The organism is Xenorhabdus budapestensis, from assembly GCF_002632465.1.
In the GTDB taxonomy this organism is placed as follows: Bacteria; Pseudomonadota; Gammaproteobacteria; order Enterobacterales; family Enterobacteriaceae; genus Xenorhabdus; species Xenorhabdus budapestensis.
The window spans coordinates 95,336-116,377 of the sequence record NZ_NIBS01000009.1 but is presented as its reverse complement, the minus strand read 5'-3'; the positions used below and the strand labels follow the sequence as shown (position 1 = coordinate 116,377).

The following is a 21,042-nucleotide window of genomic DNA, read 5'->3' as shown; positions in this document are numbered from 1 at the left end:
TCTGTTTTTTAATACACCAGGGAACTAATATAAAAATAATTTACTGTTGACTATAATTGTTTAAGTTTATTATTTTATCTATTAGTGGATTTTTAACGTATTATTTATACTGAGGAAGTAGCATAAATAGTTATAATTAGCATCTAAAAAATAACGCCCGCAAAAACGGGCGTTATCCATGTTTTTATTTCCTCTCTGTAATCGCTTTAAGTAATACCTTACCCACATCCTGAATATTTGGTTGCGTCACAATAGAACCGTGGTCTCCTTTAATCGGGATAATAGTCAGTCGTTCATTGGGTACAATTTTATCCCATCCAAGAGTTGTATTTCCCTGAGCCGCTTCTTCGGTTGCTCTGAATAGAGTAACGTCTATGGCTGCCGGAGATGGTGTATAGCTGTAGGCTGCAACAGCGATATTATGGCGTAATTGCAGCAGATCGTTGATATTCTCAAGCGTGATTTGTGGTGGTAGCAAATTGTTCTGTTCTGCAAAGGTCAGCATTGCCTGGTAATCACGATTTTTAGCCAATCTATACAGTTCATCACTGAAATGCTCCGGAATGCCTTCTGGCAGTAACTCAAGCAATGTGGTGCTTTTCTCAAATGGTATTCCGGCTTGCTGTTCTTCTGGAGTGAAGAATTCCAGATAGTTGGAGGCGGAATCCAGTAATCCGACAAAGTTGACTGTCTCACCATCGGTGACCAGTTGGCACGCTATTTCATAAGCAATAGTTCCGCCTGATGACCATCCTGCCAGATAATAAGGACCATGAGCCTGTACCTGACGGATACATTCAATATATGTTTGAGCCATTTTGTTAACGGTGAGTTGTGCATCTTCTTCTGCGTAGGAGTCACTGGTCGCGAGTCCATAAATTGATAGTTCACTATCTTCAATATAAGGGGCAAGATCGTAAGCATAGTGAATATCCCCATCTACCGCATGGACAAGAAACAGTGCGATGTCACCATTGCCTTTACGGATGGTCACCAGATTTTCTTGTTGAGAAAGCGCAGCGTCTGACTGCATAAAAGCAGCCAGTTCACTGATAGTCGGATGGACAAGCAAATCACGTATCCCGATATCTTTGCCTAATACTTGTTGCAGACGAACAGCAACTTGCAAAGTTAACAGGGAATGACCCCCAAGCTCCAGGAAGTGATCATGTCGTCCTACATGTTCCAGCCTGAGTACGTCCTGCCATATTTCAGCAATGATCTCCTCCGTTTTACCGACAGGAGCTTCATAATCACGGCTGATAACAGCGGATTTATCCGGTATCGGTAATGCCCGACGATCTAATTTGCCGTTTGGTGTCAACGGGAATGTCTCCAGGATCACAAAAGCACTGGGAACCATATAACTGGCTAAATTAGTGTGTAAGGCTTTGCGCAGATTTTCCAGATCTACCGTTGTTTCTGGTTGTGGTACTACATAGGCCACCAAACGTTTATCATTGGGAATATCTTCCCGTACTATAACAATTGCGTCTTTGATACCAGGATAGGCGAATAATCTGGCTTCAATTTCCCCCAGTTCGATACGGAATCCGCGGATCTTAACCTGAAAATCGTTGCGTCCGAGATACTCAATCGTACCGTCCGGCAACCAACATCCTAAATCACCTGTTTTATACATTTTTGCATCGTCTTGCTGGCTGAATGGATCAGGAATAAAGCGTTTCCCTGTGAGTTCAGGATGATTGAGATAACCGCGGGCAACGCCTGCGCCGCCAATATGGATTTCACCGGCAACACCAAGAGGAACAGGTCGCCCCTGTATATCCAAAATATAAATGCGGGTATTGGTTAATGGATAACCAATAGGCAGGGTTGCCGCAGTATAAGCAGCATGACCATCTACTTTTAATACCGTGGCGATGACAGTCGTTTCCGTTGGCCCATAGGAGTTGATCCAGCGGCAGGATTGAGTTTCAGGCAGTGATTTCCAGAGCTTGAGATGGTGAAGCTCCGCTTTTTCTCCCCCAACAATAACCAGACGCAAAGAAGGGCTGAAACCGCACCTTCCTGCGGCTAATTCTTGTACCCACTGATGCCAGAAGGCGGTGGGGAGGTCAGTAACGGTAATTTGTTGTTCCCGTAAGAAGCGGGCAAAGTTGCCATCCGGTACACGAAGATCAGTCGGTCGCAGGATTAAAGTCGCACCCGTCGCCAATGTGGCAAAAATATCGGATACAGTGGTGTCAAAAGCAACAGAGGTAAATTGCAGCACGCGATCAGCAGGTGTCAGTTCGTTGGTCTGGCGTTGGACATGAACAAAATTGACTACATTGCGATGTTCAATCATCACACCTTTCGGCTGGCCGGTCGAGCCGGAGGTATAGATGATATAGGCCAGATGGTGCGGAGCCAGCTCCAAAAAATGCGGTTCAGGGTTACGGGGAGAATATTGTGCTACGGAAGTTAAATAATCTTCCCCATCCATTAACCAAACCGGTACGTTAGTTGTCAGACGATGCTGTAGATGCTGCTGAGTCAGTAATAATTTCGGTTTGCAGTCTGTCAGAATATAGCTCAACCTTTCGGTCGGATAATCTGTGTCCAGTGGTACATAACCAGCACCCGCTTTCAGTATCCCGAACAGGCCGATGATCATCTCCAGACTGCGTTCAACACAAATCGCTACCCGATCATTCGGTTGTACACCCGCAGCAATCAGGGCATGGGCTAATTGGTTGGCACGTTGGTTCAATTCAGTGTAACTGAGTTGTTTCTCACCACTTATCAGGGCAATGGCATCAGGTGAAACAACGGCTTGTTGTTCGAATAACTGGTGGAGCAGGATATCTTGCGGATAAACAATCTCAGCACTGTTGAAATCTACCATTAACTGAACGTGTTCTTCTGGTGGCAAGATAGTTATTGTCTGAATATTCTGTTCCGGTGTGCTTTGCAGTGCAGTCACCAATCCTCTTAGTGCAGTCACCACATAGGCATTGATGCGAGCAGGGTCGATTTGCTGGTTACACTGAGCGGTCAGTTCAAATCCATCATCATAAGCATCAACATCCAGTGATAAAGGATAATTGCTGCGTGACTCTTTCGTGTTGAGTGTTTCAATACCTTCCCAGATTGATGAGAGATCCTGTTCATCTTCGTCAGATTCATCCGAGCTATGACGGAAATTAAGCAAGCTGTTAAATAACGGCAGAGAAGCGGGAATACCACTGCAACGCTGAGCAATCGCCAAAGGTGCTTGTTCATGTATCAGTAATGAACTGAGTTGTTTGTAAGTATCTTGTACTGTTTGTTGAACGTTGCGTTCCCGCAGAATAACCCGGACAGGCAACGTGTTGATAAACATTCCCAATATTCGCTCTGTCTCTTCTCCACTCTGTAATCTTCCTAGTAAAACTGTTCCGAAGACGACATCATCACGACCACTGCATTGTGCCAGTACCTGAGCCCAGGCGACATGGAACAAGACCGCAGTGCTGACACCTTGCTGGCGGGCACATTGCTGGACCATTTGAACCAGGTCATCATCCAACGTCAGAACATCTTCCACAATTTCATCGTTATTATTCTGAATATCGAGTAAATCAAATGGCAGGGTAGGTTCTTCTACATCACCTAGCAGTTGCTGGAAATAGCTCTGATGTTGTTCAAGGGGAACGTTTTTAGTCTGGGCAATAAAATTGCGATAGGGTAAAGGTGTTGGCAATTGCTCACTTTTTCCCTGTAACAAAGCATTGACTTCATTAAATACCAATTTCAGCGATAAATGGTCGCAGACTAAATGGTGATGCAGTAAGGATAACAGCCAATTGTCACTATGCGGATCTTTGGCGATGCTGGCGGACAATAACGGTGCTTTGGTGACATCCATACGTACCACGTCAGGATCGGTATAATCACGCAGTTGTTGTTCAGCATCAGTTTCAGATGACAATCCCAGCTCTGTGACAGGCATTGGTGCATGGCGATGAACCACTTGTACCGGCTCCGGCAGATTTTCCCAATACACGGCACTGCGCAGAATATCATGGCGGGCAATGACCTGTTGCACCGTCTGCAAAAACTCATCCAGACGTGCGCGGTTGTCGAAAGTCATCAACAGATTGTCCAGATAAGTATCACCGGTTGTTTCCAGCAAATGGTGGAACAGAATACCTTCCTGTAATGGCCCCAATGGATAGATATCCTGAATATTGGCGACACCACCAGAAACCTGATCCACAATCTGGTCAATGTTGTCTTGCGTCAGCGTGACCAATGGCAACATATCCGGTGTGATAGCCTGACAGTCGTCAAAGATAAGATTGGGGGGGACATCATAGGTAATGCAGTCTCCTGCTGCTGTTGCGGTCAAACGTTCCGCCATTGCCATCAATGAAGGAGAAGAGAAGACAGCACTGATTGCCAGAGTAAAACCGCGCTGACGCAACTGTTCAATCAGACTAACCACCAACAGCGAATGACCACCCAATTCAAAGAAATTGTCATACCGTCCGACTTGCTCTAACCTCAACAAAGTTTGCCAGATAGCTGCTAAGAGTTGCTCAGTTTCCCCCTGAGGAGCCTGATATTCACGGCTGACAATTGCAGAGCGATCCGGTGCCGGCAGAGCCTGACGATCCAGTTTACCGTTCGGAGTCAGCGGGAAGGTGTCCAGAACCACAAAGGCGCTGGGCAGCATGTATTCCATCAGGCGAGTGCCAAGCTGTTCACGTAGTTGAACAATATCTAATGTCATTTCCGGTTGTGGTATCAGATATGCGACCAAACGTTTATCACCGTTTTCATCTTCACGCGCAATAACGATGGCATCTTTGATTCCATCACAGGCCGCCAGTTGAGCTTCAATTTCTCCCAGCTCAATACGGTATCCGCGGATCTTGACCTGAAAATCATTACGTTCCAGATATTCAATTGTTCCGTCCGGTAGCCAGCGGCCTAAGTCACCGGTTTTGTACATGCGGGCATTCGGTTGTTCACTGAAGGTATCCGGTACAAAACGTTCGGCGGTAAGATCGGGGCGATTCAGATAACCACGGGCCACACCGGCTCCACCGATGTGAATTTCACCGGCAACACCAAGAGGAACAGGTTGTCCGTCTTTATCCAGAATATAGATCCGGCTATTGGTGAGCGGGTAACCAATCGGCAGGGTTTCTGCCATGTAAGGTGAATGACTATCCAGCTTCAGGATGGTAGCAATAACCGTAGTTTCCGTCGGGCCGTAAGAGTTAATCCATTGGCATGAATGAGTTTCCGGCATGGATTGCCAAGTCATGAAATGGCGGAGTTCGGCTTTTTCACCGCCAACGATCACCAGACGCAGGTATGGGCTGGAACCACAGCGGCCTGCTGCCATCTCCTGTACCCATAAGTGCCAGAAGGCAGTCGGGAGATCGGAAACGGTGATTTGTTGTTCCCGCAGGAATTCGGTAAAGGTGATATCTGGAATGCGCAGATCCGCAGAGCGCAGAACTAATGTTGCACCAACCGCCAGCGTGGCAAAAATATCGGAGACGGTAGTGTCAAAGGCAACAGAAGTAAATTGCAGTACACGGTCAGATGATGTCAGTTCGTTAGTCTGGCATTGAACGTGAACAAAATTGACTACATTGTGATGTTCAATCATCACGCCTTTCGGTTGTCCGGTAGAGCCGGAGGTATAGATGATATAGGCCAGATGACGGGGTTCCAGCCCTAACTGATGTGGATCAGGGTTGTATGCCGGCTGTTGTGCCATCGCATCCAGATGGTTGTCACTGTCCAGTATCCAGGTTGGTATATCGGTTGATAAACGCGTTTGTAAATGCTGCTGGGTCAGTAACAGCTTAGGCTGGCTGTCTGACAGAATATAAGCCAATCGCACCACCGGATATTCGCAATCCAGTGGTACATAGCCCGCACCGGATTTTAATATTGCCAACATGGCAATCACCATATCCAGACTGCGTTCGACACAGAAAGCCACGCGGTCATCAGGCTGTACACCCGCTGAAATCAGTGCGTGCGCCAGTTGGTTGGCACGTTGGTTCAGTTCTGTATAACTGAGATGCTCTTCACCGCTAACCAGCGCAATGGCATCAGGTGAGAGAGATGCCTGTTGTTCAAATAGTTGTTGTAACAGCAGTATATCTTGTGGAGAGGCGACACTGGCACCATTGAAATCTACCAGTAACTGACGACGTTCGGCGGGTGGCAGAACAGGGATAGACTGAATATTTTGCTCAGGCGCATTTTGCAATGCGTTCACCAGCCCTCTTAATGCAACGTTCATATAGGCGTTAATGCGAGCAGGATCGATTTGCTGGCTACACTGAGCGGTCAATGAGAAGCCATCATCAAAATCATCCACATCCAGTGACAGGGGATAATTGCTGAGTTCTCCGGTGTCGAGAGTCTGTATCCCTTCCCAGGCAGGTGATATGTCTTGTTCGTTGTCACTCGGATTGTGACGGAAATTAAGCAGGCTGTTAAACAGTGGCAAAGAAGCCGGAATACTGCTGCAACGCTGGACAACAGCCAAAGGCGCTTGTTCATGTGCCAGCAACTTGCTGAGTTGCTGGTACGTTTCCTGTACCATTTGTTGAACTGAACGACCCTGTAGGGCAATGCGGACAGGTAATGTGTTGATGAACATTCCCAATATTCTTGCAGTGTCTTCTCCGCCTTGTAACCGTCCCAATAAAACAGTACCGAAGATCACATCATCCCGGCCGCTGCATTTCGCCAATACCTGTGCCCAGGCAACATGGAACAGAACCGCAGCACTGACACCTTGCTGGCGGGCACAATCCCGTATCGTTTTCGCCAAGTTACTGTCCAGTGTGAAAACAGACTCTGCAATCTGGTGGCGGTTGCCCTGTATATCGAGCAGGCCAAAGGGCAGAGTCGGCTCTTCTACATCTCCCAATAGCTGTTGGAAATAAGCCTGATGATTTTCCAACGGAACGTTTTTGGTCTGAGCGATAAAATTACGATAAGGCAGGGGCGCAGGCAAATCTTCACTCTGTCCCAGTAATAAGGTTTCAACTTCGTCGAATATCACTTCCAGTGACAAATGATCGCAAACCAGATGATGGTGCTGTAACGCCAGTAACCAACGCGGTTTTTGTGCAGTATGGTCTTGTGAAGAATGGTCTTGTGCAATGCTGGCGGACAGTAATGGCGCTCTTGTAATATCCATACGTGTCGAATGAGAGTCGGTATGGTGGCGCAGTTGTTGTTCCGCGCTGTCTTCCCCTGACAGTGTTAACTCTTGAACAGGAAGTGGTGCATGACGGTAAACCACCTGTACTGGCTCTGGCAAGTTATGCCATTGGACGGCACTTCGCAGGATATCATGACGATCGATAACTTTCTGCATAGCCAGCAGGAAAGTATCCAGACGTTGGCGGCTGTCAAAAGTCATGATGACGCTATCGAGATAAATATCGCCTTCGGTTTCCAGTAAATGCTGGAACAGAATTCCTTGCTGTAATGGGCCGAGTGGGTAGATATCCTGAATATTACTGACGCCACCTGTTACCTGGGCAACTATCTGATCAATATTACCTTGTGACAGCGTGACTAATGGCAGCATGTCCGGTGTAATTGCCTGACAGTTATCTGGGATCAGGTTTGGTGGAATAACCGGACTGTTTGCCTCTGAACCGGCGTGCATCGTTAAATGGGTTGCCATCGCAGCCAATGTTGGAGCGGAAAAAACAGCACTGACATCAAGAGCACAATTGCGCTGACGTAGCTGTTCGATCAGGCTGACGACTAATAATGAATGGCCTCCTAGCTCAAAGAAATTGTCATGACGCCCAACTTGTTCCACTCCGAGCAATTCTTGCCAGACTGTTGCCAGTTGTTGTTCCGCTTCTCCTGCTGGAGCCTGATATTCCCGGCTGATGATAGCAGTACGATCGGGGGCTGGCAGTGCTTTGCGATCGATTTTTCCGTTAGGCGTTAACGGGAAGGCATCAAGAATGACATATGCACTCGGCAGCATATATTCCATCAATTGGGTGCTTAATTGTTCACGCAATTGAATGATATCCAGTGTTATTGCCGATTGTGTTATTGCAGAATGTGTTGTTGCAGAATGTGGCACCAGATACGCCACCAGACGTTTATTGCCGTTTTCATCTTCATGCGCGGTAACGACGACATCCTTGACACCATCACATTTAGCCAGTTGTGTTTCAATTTCTCCCAGTTCAATACGGAAGCCGCGGATCTTGACCTGGAAATCATTACGCTCCAGATATTCAATCGTGCCGTCCGGCAGCCAGCGGCCTAAATCCCCGGTTTTATACATCCGGGCATCAGGTTGTTCACTGAATGGATCAGTCACGAACCGCTCAGCGGTGAGGTCAGGGCGGTTTAGATACCCGCGCGCGACGCCTACACCACCGATATAGATTTCACCCGCCACTCCGATGGGAACAGGTTGCCTCTGAGTATTGAGGATATAAATGCGGGTATTGGTGAGCGGGTATCCAATGGGGACGGTGCCCGTCAGACAAGGGGAGTGACTGCCCGGTTTCCATACTGTGGCAATCACAGTAGTTTCCGTTGGGCCGTAAGAGTTTATCCAGCGGCAGGATTGGGTTTCCGCTAACGATTGCCAGGTGTTGAAGTGACGGAGTTCTGCTTTTTCCCCGCCGACAATCACCAGACGTAAAGAGGAGCTGAAACCACAACGCCCTGCCGCCATTTCCTGCACCCACAGATGCCAGAAAGCGGTGGGTAAATCGGAAACGGTGATTGCTTGTTCCTGTAAGAATTGGCTGAAGTTTTTATCAGGGATGCGCAGATGGGCATCTCTCAGCACTAATGTTGCTCCGACGGCCAGAGTGGCAAAAATATCGGAGACAGTGGTATCAAAGGCGACAGAGGTAAATTGTAGTACCCGGTCAGCCGGTGTCAGCTCATTGATTTGACACTGGACATGAACAAAATTGACTACATTGCGGTGTTCAATCATCACACCTTTAGGCTGCCCGGTGGAACCGGAAGTATAGATAATATAGGCCAGATGGTGCGGCTCTAATCCCAGTTGTTGTGGTTCGGGATTGTGGTCGGGCTGTTGTGCCACATAATCCAGATAGTCATCATCATCCATGACCCAGACAGGCACTTCGGTAGTTAAGCGGCTCTGTAAATGATGTTGGGTCAGCAATAAATTAGGTTCACAATCTGACAGAATATAAGCCAGACGTTCAGTGGGGTATTCAGGATCTAATGGTACATAACCGGCCCCGGCTTTCAGGATGCCGAACAGGCCAATGATCATATCCGGCCCACGTCCGACACAAATCGCCACGCGGTCGTCCGGCTGCACACCAGCGGTAATCAGGGCATGAGCCAGTTGGTTAGCCTGCTGGTTCAGTTCGGCGTAGCTGAGTTGCTTTTTACCGCTAATTAACGCAATAGCATCAGGTGAATGCCCGGCCTGTTGCTCAAAGAACTGTTGGAGCAACATATCTTGTGGATAGCTGGCCTTTCTGGCATTGAAATCTGCCAGTAATTGGGTACGTTCATGTGGCATCAGCAGTGGAAGATCTGCCACGCGTTGTGAATCATCGCTAACCATAGCGCCCAGAAGAGTTTGCAGATAGCCCGCCATACGTTCCATGGTGGCCTGGTCAAACAGATCGCTGGCATATTCCAGTTCACCGATTAACCCATTTTCGGTGTCATGCAGTGATAATGAAAGATCGAAGTGTGAACTGTCTTCGGATAGATCCAGTTCACTGATAGTTAATTCTGGCAGCTCAAACTGCTGTTGTCCGGGAGTATTATCCAGTGACAGCATAACCTGAAAGATAGGACTATAACTCAGGCTGCGGGGTGGTTTTAATGCTTCAACTAATTGTTCAAATGGAAAATCCTGATGTTCAAAAGCCTGCAAAGTATGTGCTTTCACATGTGCCAGTAGTTCGCTGACAGTGGGATTATTCTGTAATTGAACCCGTAACGCTAAGGTATTGACAAAAAAGCCGATTAGAGGCTCCAGATCGCGATGTTTGCGATTAGCCACGGGAGTGCCTATCACCACATCATCTTGTCCACTGAGGCGGGAAAGTAATATTGACCATCCTGCCAGAAGGGTCATAAATAAAGTAGCGCCATGACGTTGGGCGAAAGCCTTTAATTTTCCGGTCAAATCAGGTGACAACGTAACGACAGCCTCTCCTCCGGCATAGGTTTGCCGTGAAGGACGAGCCCTGTCAGTCGGAAGTGTCAAAAGCGTCGGGGCATCTTGTAGAGCGTTACGCCAATAATCCAGTTGTTTCTCCAGCTCTTTACCCTGTAATTTCTGCCGTTGCCAGAGAGTATAATCAGCATATTGGATTTTCAGTGGCGGTAATGGGTCAGGCATCCCGTGGCAGAAACTTTGATAAATGGTGGAAAATTCCTGCATTAACAGGTTGACTGACCAACCATCTGAAATAATGTGATGCTGAGTTAATAACAGGGTATGTTCATCTTCTGCAAGCTTAAATAATTGCCCCCGTATTAAGGGGCCGTTTTCAAAATCGAAAGGCTGGGTTGCTTCAAACTGCATGGCGTGCTGAATTGTCGCCTGCTGTTCCCCTTTGGTTAACTGGCTGAGATCTTCAGTCATTAAAGAAAAACCATAATCTGCATTATGAACGACTTGCAGGGCGGTTCCCTCCGCCCCGGTTTTTCCTTCAACCTTAACTTTATCTTCCGTCAATGTCGTCAACGTATGCGCAGCCGATGTTATCGTAGTACGCAGGATCTCATGACGGGCGACAATCCGATCCAGCGCGGCCTGTAAGGCCGGCTTGTTCAGATCACCTTGCAGATGAAGAGCGGTCGGAATGTGGTACGCTGTCAGCGCCGCCGGATCTAACTGTGCAAGGAACCATAGGCGCTGTTGCGCCCAGGATAGTGGTATTTCCTGCTGCGGATTTCTGGCAGGGATCTGATCTTTCCCTGCTGTCAGACTACTTTGAATGCGTTCTTTCAGTTTCTTCTGGAGTACTGCTTGCCTTAATTGATTCAGTGTTTGTTCATTTTTATTCATTGTTGACCTCCATTTGGTTGATCTCCATTTAGCATGGCAAGCAACTCTTCCTCGGATAGGTTTTCCAGCTCTTTTTGAATATCGTCAAGATCCTGGTCAAAAAAGGTTTCTACTTGTTTTGACAGAATAAGTTCAGCAAGTTTGGATAGGATTGAATGACGGAAAATATCTGCAATTGAAATTTCCAGATGGAATTCTTCATGCAGTCGCGTTGATAATTGCATGATTGATAAAGAATTTCCTCCAAGTTCAAAGAAGTCATCATGACGACCAACCAACTCCAGTCCCAGCAGGGTTTGCCAGATAGCGGCCAGTTGTTGTTCTGCTTCTCCTTGTGGTGCTTCATACTCCCGCGTTGCAGTAGCAGAACGGTCAGGGGCAGGCAGAGATTTACGATCCAGTTTACCGTTCGGGTTCAGCGGGAAAGCATCCAGTACAATAAAGGCACTGGGGATCATGTAATCCAGCAGGTGATTGCTCAGTTGTTCGCGTAAGCTGGCGATTTCCAGAGTGGCATTAGGTTGTGGCACCAGATAAGCCACCAGACGTTTATCACCCGTTTCATCCTCACGAACCATGGCGATAGCATCTTTAACTCCCTCACAAGCCGCTAACTGAGTTTCGATTTCACCCAGCTCAATGCGGAATCCGCGGAGTTTGATCTGAAAATCGTTGCGTCCGAGGTATTCAATCGTACCGTCCGGCAGCCAGAGGCCTAAGTCACCGGTTTTATACATGCGGGCATTTGTCTGTTCAGCTGGTGACTCAGCAAATGGATCGGGCACAAAACGGTCAGCTGTGAGTTCTGGTTGATTCAGATAACCGCGGGCCACACCGGCACCTGCAATATAGATTTCGCCGGAAACGCCCATCGGGACAGGCTCTCCCCGTGTATCAAGGATATAGATGCGAGTGTTGGCGAGAGGGTAGCCAATCGGTAACGTCTCTGCGGTATAGGCAGCAGAGCTATCCAGTTTCAGCACCGTAGCAATAACGGTAGTTTCAGTTGGGCCATAAGAGTTAATCCAACGGCATGAACGGGTTTCCGGCAGCGATTGCCAGGTCATAAAATGACGCAGTTCCGCTTTTTCCCCGCCGACAATCACCAGCCGTAGAGAAGGGCTGAAACCACAACGTCCTGCGGCCATCTCCTGTACCCACAGATGCCAGAACGCGGTAGGTAAATCAGTCACCGTGATTTTCTGTTGCTGTAAGAATCGGGCAAATGCGCTATCCGGTACACGCAGTTCGGATGGACGTAATACTAAAGTTGCACCAGCAGCGAGTGTCGCAAAGATATCCGATACAGTGGTGTCGAACGCAACGGAAGTAAATTGCAGTACCCGGTCCGCCGGGGTCAGTTCATTGGTCTGACGTTGGACATGAACAAAATTGACCACATTGCGGTGTTCAATCATCACCCCTTTCGGTTGTCCGGTAGAGCCGGAAGTATAGATGATATAGGCCAGATGATGGGGTTCCAGCCCTAACTGTTGCGGTTCTGGGTTGTGAGTGGGCTGCTGTGCCATCAGCTCTGTATGATGATGATTATCCAGGCTCCAGACAGGTACATCGGTTGATAAGCGAGTCTGTAAGTGTTGCTGAGTCAGTAATAACTTAGGTGCACAATCTGACAGAATGTAATTCAGGCGTTCAGTCGGGTAGTCTGTATCCAGTGGCACATAACCTGCACCGGCTTTTAAGATCCCGAACAAGCCAACCACCATATCCAAACCACGCTCGACACAAATCGCCACACGATCGTCAGGTTGTATCCCTGTTGCAATCAGTGCGTGAGCCAGTTGGTTGGTTCTCTGGTTCAGCTCTTCGTAAGTGAGTTGCTGTTCTTTACTAATTTGCTCTGTGCTAATTTGTGTGCCGTGAATCAGCGCGATGGCATCAGGTGTGAGCGCAACCTGCTGTTCAAATAGTTGCTGGAGCAACATATCCTGAGGACAGTCAACTTTGGCCTTGTTAAAGTCTGCCAGTAGCTGTGTACGTTCTGCTGGTGGCAGGATGGTGATGGATTGAATAGGCTGCTTTGGCATATTTTGTAATGCCGTCACCAGCGCTCTCAACGCCGTATCCATATAAGCGTTAATGCGGGTTGGGTTAACCTGACGGTTGCATTGAGCAGTTAACGCAAAGCCATTTTCAAAATCATCCACATCCAATGACAAGGGGTAATTACTGCGTTCTTCACTGCTGAACGCCTGAATGCCTTCCCAAACTGGTGAACTGGCCTGTTGATCGTGTCGTTGGCTATGACGGAAATTGAGCAGACTACTAAAGAGTGGCTGAGGTGCCTGAATACCACTGCAACGTTGGGCGATGGCTAACGGAGTTTGTTCATGTTCCAGTAATGCACTGAGTTGCTGGTAAGTTTCCTGGACCACCTGTTGCACAGTACGTTCCTGTAACATAATACGTACAGGCAGAGTATTGATGAACATACCGAGCACTTGAGTGGTATCCGTTCCTCGTTGAGAACGACCCAATAAGACGGTGCCGAAAACAACATCTTCCCGTCCGCTGCATTGTGCGAGAACCTGTGCCCATGCCACATGGAACAGAACAGCGGCACTGACCCCCTGCTGACGGGCACAGTCACGTATCTGATGAGCTAACTCATCATCCAAAGCAAATTCAGCTTCTTCTATCTTGCTGTTTTCATTTGAGTCGTCGTGTTCATCGTGATTACCTTGTACATCAAGTAAGTCAAAAGGCAGAGTGGGTTCATCCACATCACCCAAAAGCTGGTGGAAATAGGTTTGATGTTTTTCAATCGGCACCGAACGGATCTGGGCGATAAAGTTACGGTAAGGCAGTGAAGGCGGTAAATGGTCTTTTTGCCCAAGTAGTAACATTTCAACTTCATTGAAGATCATTTCTAGCGACAAATGATCACAAACCAGATGATGGTAGAGCAATGCCAAATGCCAACAGTCAGTTTGCGGATCTTTGACAATATTGGCGGATAATAATGGTGCTCTGGTGATATCCATCCGTATTGAGCGGGGATCTGTCGCATCACGCAGTTGCTGTACGGCGTCGATATTAGATGATAGCTCTGATTCGATGACTGGCAGAGGTGCATGGCGATAAACCACCTGCACAGGCTCCGGCAGGTTATCCCAATGAAATGCACTGCGTAGAATATCGTGACGGTCAATGACTTGTTGCAATGTCAGCAGGAAAGTATCCAGACGTGTCCGGCTGTCAAAACTCATCAGCAGATTGTCCAGATAAATATCGCCTTTTGTTTCCAGCAAGTGATGGAACAAAATTCCTTCCTGTAACGGCCCTACCGGGTAGATATCCTGAACATTGGTAACACCACCAGAAACATGAGTCACAATCTGGTCAATGTGATCCTGGGTCAGAGTAATTAACGGTAACATTTGCGGTGTGATGGATTGGCAATCGTCAGTAATGAGGTTAGGTGGTACATCATATGTAACAGTATCATCCAATGCAGTATCCATCAGGCGTGCTGCCATTGCCATCAATGTTGGAGAGGAGAAGACGGTACTGACTTCCAGAGTGAAACCTCGTTGGCGAAGTTCTTCGATTAAATTGACAACCAGCAACGAATGCCCGCCTAATTCAAAGAAATTGTCGTGGCGTCCAACTTGCTCCAATCCCAGCAAGGCTTGCCAAACAGACGCTAATTGCTGTTCAGTTTCCCCCTGAGGAGCCTGATATTCCCGACTGATAATAGCGGAGCGGTCAGGAGCGGGTAGCGCTTTGCGATCCAGTTTGCCATTCGGGGTCACAGGGAAGGCATCTAAGATGACATAGGCACTGGGTAGCATGTACTCCATCAGGCGGGTACTCAGTTGTTCGCGCAACTGAATGATATCCAGTGTTGTTGCAGATTGTGGGATCAAATAGGCGACCAGCCGCTTATTACCGCTTTCATCTTCATGGGCGGTCACTACCGCATCTTTGACGCCGTCACACTGCGCCAGTTGGGCTTCAATTTCCCCCGGTTCAATACGGAAACCGCGGATCTTGACCTGAAAATCATTGCGCTCCCGGTATTCAATCGTGCCGTCCGGCAGCCAGCGGCCTAAGTCGCCGGTTTTATACATCCGGGCTCCGGCCTGATCGCTGAACGGATCGGAGACAAAGCGTTCACCGGTCAGGTCAGGGCGGTTCAGATACCCGCGGGCCACGCCTGAGCCGCCGATATGGATTTCACCGGTCACCCCGACAGGCACCGGTTGCCCTTGTGCATCCAGAATATAAAGGCGGGAATTGGTCAGGGGGTAGCCAATGGGCACTGAGCCGGCCGGGCAAGTTGCCGGGGTGTCCGGTTGCCATACTGTGGCGATCACGGTGGTTTCCGTCGGGCCGTAGGAGTTAATCCAGCGGCAGGATGGGGTTTCCGCTAACGATTGCCAGGTGTCGAAATGGCGCAGCTCGGCTTTTTCCCCGCCGACAATCACCAGCCGTAAAGACGCACTGAAACCACAGCGGCCGGCCGCCATCTCCTGTACCCACAAATGCCAGAACGCAGTGGGTAAATCGCAGACGGTGATCGCCTGCGCTTGTAAGAACTGGCTGAAGGCTTTATCCGGGATACGCAGATGCGCCGGGCGCAGTACTAACGTTGCCCCGACCGCCAGCGTGGCGAAAATATCGGAGACGGTGGTATCAAAGGCCACCGAGGTAAATTGCAGTACCCGGTCCGCCGGGGTCAGTTCATTGGTCTGACGCTGGACATGGACAAAATTAACCACATTGCGGTGTTCAATCATCACCCCTTTGGGCTGCCCGGTAGAGCCGGAGGTGTAGATGATATAAGCCAGATGGTGCGGGGCGAGTCCCAGTTGCTGGGGTGACGGGTTGTGACCGGGGTGTTGGGTCATCGTGCTCAGGTAATCGCTGTGATCCATGACCCAGATCGGCACCTCAGTGGTGAGGCGGGGGTGGAACTGTTGCTGGGTCAAGAGTAGTTTCGGTTCACAGTCGGACAGAATGTAATTCAGCCGCTCAGTCGGGTAATCCGGATCTAACGGCACATAACCGGCCCCGGCTTTCAGGATACCGAACAGGCCAACGATCATATCAAAGCCGCGCCCGACACAAATGGCGACACGGTCATCCGGCTGTACGCCGGCTGCTATCAGGGCATGGGCCAGCTGGTTGGCCTGCCGGTTCAGTTCGGCATAAGAGAGTTGCTGCTCGCCATACACCAGTGCGGTCGCCGCCGGTGAGGTCGCCACTTGCTGTTCGAAAAGTTGTTGCAGCAGCAGATCTGGCGGGTAACTGACGGCGGGGGCATTAAATGCGGTCAGTAGCTGAGTACGCTCAGGCGGCGTTAAGAGCGGCAGATCGGCCACCGGCTGGCTATCATCAGCCACCATCGCAGCCAGCAGGGTTTGCAGATACCCCGCCATACGTTCAACCGTGGCATGGTCAAACAGATCACTGGCGTATTCTAAATCACCGATTAACCCGTTTTCGGTGTCATTGAGTGACAGCGACAAATCAAACTGGGTGGTTTTTCTGTCTAACGGCAGTTCACTGAGCGTTAATTCCGGCAGATCAAAACGCTGTTGATTGGATGTATTATCCAGATCCATCATCACCTGAAATATCGGGCTGTGACTCAGGCTGCGTGGCGGTTGTAATGCCTCCACCAGCTGCTCAAAAGGCAAATCCTGATGGGCGTAGGCATCCAGTGCATGGGCTTTAACACGGGCCAATAACTGTTTGATGGTAGGGTTATCCTCCAGCCGGACTCTTAAGGCCAGCGTATTGGCGAAGAAACCTATCAACGGCTCTAACTCACTGTACTGGCGGTTGGCAACCGGCGTGCCGATAACTACTTCGGGTTGTCCGCTGAGCCGTGACAGTAAAACCGCCCAGCCGGCCAGCAGGGTCATAAACAGGGTGGTACCATGACGCTGGCTCAGGGTGTGTAAACCGGTGCTGAGTGCAGGGGACAGGGTAAAGCGTACCAGATCTCCCCGATAGCTTTGTTCCGGCGGACGGACGCGGTCAGTGGGCAGTTCCAGCAAGATCGGCGCATCCTGTAGTGTATTGCGCCAGTAATTCACCTGCTGATCCAGTCTGTCTCCCTGCAACCATTGGCGCTGCCACAGGGCGTAGTCAGCGTACTGGATGGGCAGCGGTGGCAGCGGATCTGGCTGTTGTTGGCAGAAGGCCTGATAAAGGGCAGAAAGTTCTTTAGTCAGAATATTCAGTGACCAGCCGTCAGAGATAATATGATGCTGGGTCACCAACAGAATATGGTGTTGATCCGCGAGTTTCAGCAATTGGGCGCGGACTAACGGCCCTTGCGCAAAATCAAAATCCTGCTGGGCTTCCGCCTGTGTTGCCGCTTCCAGTGCCATTTGCTGCTCTGCCGGGGATAACGGGCTGAGATCTTGGTATATCAGGGCAAAACCCCGGTCAGCCTCACCGATAATCTGGCGCGTTTCCCCGTCGGTAACGGTGATCGTGGTACGCAGAATTTCATGACGGGCCACGATGCGATCCAGCGCTGCTTGCAGGGCGGCCCGATTTAAAGCGCCGTGCAGTTCCAAGCCACCGGCGATGTGATAGGCGGCCTGCGCGGCGCTGTCCAGTTGTGCCAGGAACCATAGCCGTTGCTGTGCCCAGGAAAGGGGTAACGGCTGCTGGCGGTCTGCGGGTAAGATCAGCGGCTGGACGGATTGGGCGGCATTTACCAGCGACGGGGCTAAATCGGCCAGCACCGGGTGAGTGAACAGATCTTGCAGTGTCACTTCCAGATTCAGCTTCTCCCGTAAACGGGCGGCAACCTGTACGGTCAATAACGAATGTCCCCCCAGTTCAAAGAAATTATCATGGCGTCCGATTTGTTCTACGCCCAATAAATCCTGCCAGATTTCAGCCAGTGTCTGTTCAATTTCACCCTGCGGTGCGGCATATTCACGGCGCACAAACGCAGCACTGTCAGGGGCGGGCAGGGCTTTGCGATCCAGTTTGCCATTCGGGGTCACAGGGAAGGCGTCTAAGATGACATAGGCGCCGGGCAGCATATATTCCATCAGGCGGGTACTCAGCTGCTCACGCAGCTGCACCAGATCCAGCGTAATATCAGGTTGCGGCACCAGATAGGCGACCAGCCGCTTATTACCGCTTTCATCTTCATGGGCGGTCACTACCGCATCTTTGACGCCGTCACACTGCGCCAGTTGGGCTTCAATTTCCCCCGGTTCAATACGGAAACCGCGGATCTTGACCTGAAAATCATTGCGCTCCCGGTATTCAATCGTGCCGTCCGGCCGCCAGCGGCCTAAGTCGCCGGTTTTATACATCCGGGCTCCGGCCTGATCGCTGAACGGATCGGAGACAAAGCGTTCACCGGTCAGGTCAGGGCGGTTCAGATACCCGCGGGCCACGCCTGAGCCGCCGATATGGATTTCACCGGTCACCCCGACAGGCACCGGTTGCCCTTGTGCATCCAGAATATAAAGGCGGGAATTGGTCAGGGGGTAGCCGATGGGCACTGAGCCGGCCGGGCAAGTTGCCGGGGTGTCCGGTTGCCATACTGTGGCAATCACGGTGGTTTCCGTCGGGCCGTAGGAGTTGATCCAGCGGCAGGATGGGGTTTCCGCTAACGATTGCCAGGTGTCGAAATGGCGCAGCTCTGCTTTTCCCCCGCCGACAATCACCAGTCGTAAAGACGCACTGAAACCACAGCGGCCGGCCGCCATCTCCTGTACCCACAAATGCCAGAACGCGGTGGGTAAATCGCAGACGGTGATCGCCTGCGCTTGTAAGAACTGGCTGAAGGCTTTATCCGGGATACGCAGATGCGCCGGACGCAGTACTAACGTTGCCCCGACCGCCAGCGTGGCGAAAATATCGGAGACGGTGGTATCAAAGGCCACCGAGGTAAATTGCAGTACCCGGTCCGCCGGGGTCAGTTCATTGGTCTGACGCTGGACATGGACAAAATTAACCACATTGCGGTGTTCAATCATCACCCCTTTGGGCTGCCCGGTAGAGCCGGAGGTGTAGATGATATAAGCCAGATGGTGCGGGGCGAGTCCCAGTTGCTGGGGTGACGGGTTGTGACCGGGGTGTTGGGTCACCGTGCTCAGGTAATCGCTGTGATCCATGACCCAGACCGGCACCTCAGTGGTGAGGCGGGGTTGTAACTGTTGCTGGGTCAAGAGTAGTTTCGGTTCACAGTCGGACAGAATGTAATTCAGCCGCTCGGTCGGGTAATCCGGATCTAACGGCACATAACCGGCCCCGGCTTTCAGGATACCGAACAGGCCAACGATCATATCAAAGCCGCGCCCGACACAAATGGCGACACGGTCATCCGGTCGTACGCCGGCTGCTATCAGGGCATGGGCCAGCTGGTTGGCCTGCCGGTTCAGTTCGGCATAAGAGAGTTGTTGCTCACCATACACCAGCGCGGTCGCCGCCGGGGAGTTTGCCACTTGCTGTTCGAAAAGTTGTTGCAGCAGCAGATCTGGCGGGTAACTGACGGCGGGGGCATTAAATGCGGTCAGTAGCTGGGTACGCTCAGACGGCGTTAAGAGCGGTAGATCGGCCACCGGCTGGCTATCATCAGCCACCATCGCAGCCAGCAGGGTTTGCAGATACCCCGCCATACGTTCAACCGTGGCATGGTCAAACAGATCACTGGCGTATTCTAAATCACCGATTAACCCGTTTTCGGTGTCATTGAGTGACAGAGTCAAATCAAAGTAAGCGCTTTCTCTGACCAGAGGAAGTTCACTCAGTTTTAGTTCTGCTAACTCAAAATTCTTTTGTTCTGATTTATTATCGAGAGTCAGCATAACCTGGAAAATAGGACTATGGCTTAAACTGCGGGTTGGTCGCAGAGCTTCGACCAATTGTTCAAATGGTAAATTCTGATGCTCATAAGCGCTTAACGCACAGTTTTTCACCTGAGCCAGCAATGCGCTGACATTTGGGTTGTCACTTAATTGAATGCGTAATGCCAGTGTATTGGCAAAGAAACCGATCAAAGGTTCCAACTCATGCTGTGGACGGTTGGCAATCGGCGTTCCTATCACCAGATCGGATTGTCCACTGACGCGGGAAAGCAGCACTGCCCAACCTGCCATCAACGTCATAAATAAAGTTGTGCCATGACGTTGGCTGAGGTTTTTTAATCCCGCACTTAATTCTGGTGAAAATGCCAGATCGACGCGGTTACCTCTGTAACTCTGTTGTATTGGACGAGGTTTGTCGGTGGGTAATTCGAGCAATTCAGGCGCACCCTGTAAACGATTGCGCCAGTAATTTAGTTGAGTTTCCAGTACATCGCCCTGTAGCCACTGTTGTTGCCAGAGAACATAGTCAGCATACTGGAGCATCAATTCAGGTAATGGGTCGGGTTGCCCCTGACTGAAAGCTTGATAAAGAGCAGAAAGTTCACGTATCAATATTTTGACTGACCAGCCATCTGAAATAATGTGATGTTGGGTCAACAGCAGAACATGTTCGTCTTCTGCCAAACGGAGCAAATGCCCTCTGAGTAATGGCCCACAGGTAAAATCGAAAGGCTTGACAGCTTCAAGGTGGGCGCGCTCTTCAACTGTTGTTTGTTGTTCTGGTTCTGGTAAATGGCTGATATCTTCAGTCGTCAAAGCAAAACCACTGTTGGCATCTCCGATAACTTGCCGGGCAGTGCCTTCAATGGCTACAAAAGTTGTCCGCAGGCTCTCATGACGGGCAACAATCCGATCCAAAGCCGCTTGCAGCGCATTCAGGTTAAGCTGACCTTGTAGATGTAGCCCTACTGACATGTGATACGCCGTCTGGGCTGCGGGATCTAATTGGGTCAGAAACCACAGGCGTTGTTGTGTCCAGGATAATGGCACATCGCCGTTGCGGGTTTGGGGGCGAATTTCTGCTTTTTGTGTATGTTGACGAGATAGCTTGGCGGCTTTGGCTAACTCAAGTAGTCTTTTCCGTTCAGCTAATGGTAAAGATGTTAATTCATTATTATTCATGTTTAAGTACCATTTGAGAGCCAG

At 49.9% G+C, this 21,042-nt stretch carries 2 protein-coding genes; both read right to left on the bottom strand.

All coding sequences use genetic code 11. From position 1 onward, the window contains the following. Positions 1-184: 184 nt before the first annotated feature. On the bottom strand, positions 185-11,023 hold the full coding sequence (locus Xbud_RS10275; protein WP_099135984.1) for a non-ribosomal peptide synthetase: 10,839 nt from the start codon (positions 11,021-11,023) through the stop codon (positions 185-187). Continuing rightward, positions 11,020-21,018 (bottom strand): non-ribosomal peptide synthetase, encoded by a 9,999-nt coding sequence (locus Xbud_RS10270; RefSeq protein WP_099135983.1) that lies wholly within the window; start codon positions 21,016-21,018, stop codon positions 11,020-11,022. The genes Xbud_RS10275 and Xbud_RS10270 overlap by 4 nt, the downstream gene beginning before the upstream one ends. Positions 21,019-21,042: the final 24 nt, after the last annotated feature.

Excerpts from the sequence above, each read along its gene's own strand:
- Xbud_RS10275 (WP_099135984.1), bottom strand. The coding sequence starts at position 11,023 with ATGAATAAAAATGAACAAACACTGAATCAATTAAGGCAAGCAGTACTC.
- Xbud_RS10270 (WP_099135983.1), bottom strand. The coding sequence starts at position 21,018 with ATGAATAATAATGAATTAACATCTTTACCATTAGCTGAACGGAAAAGA.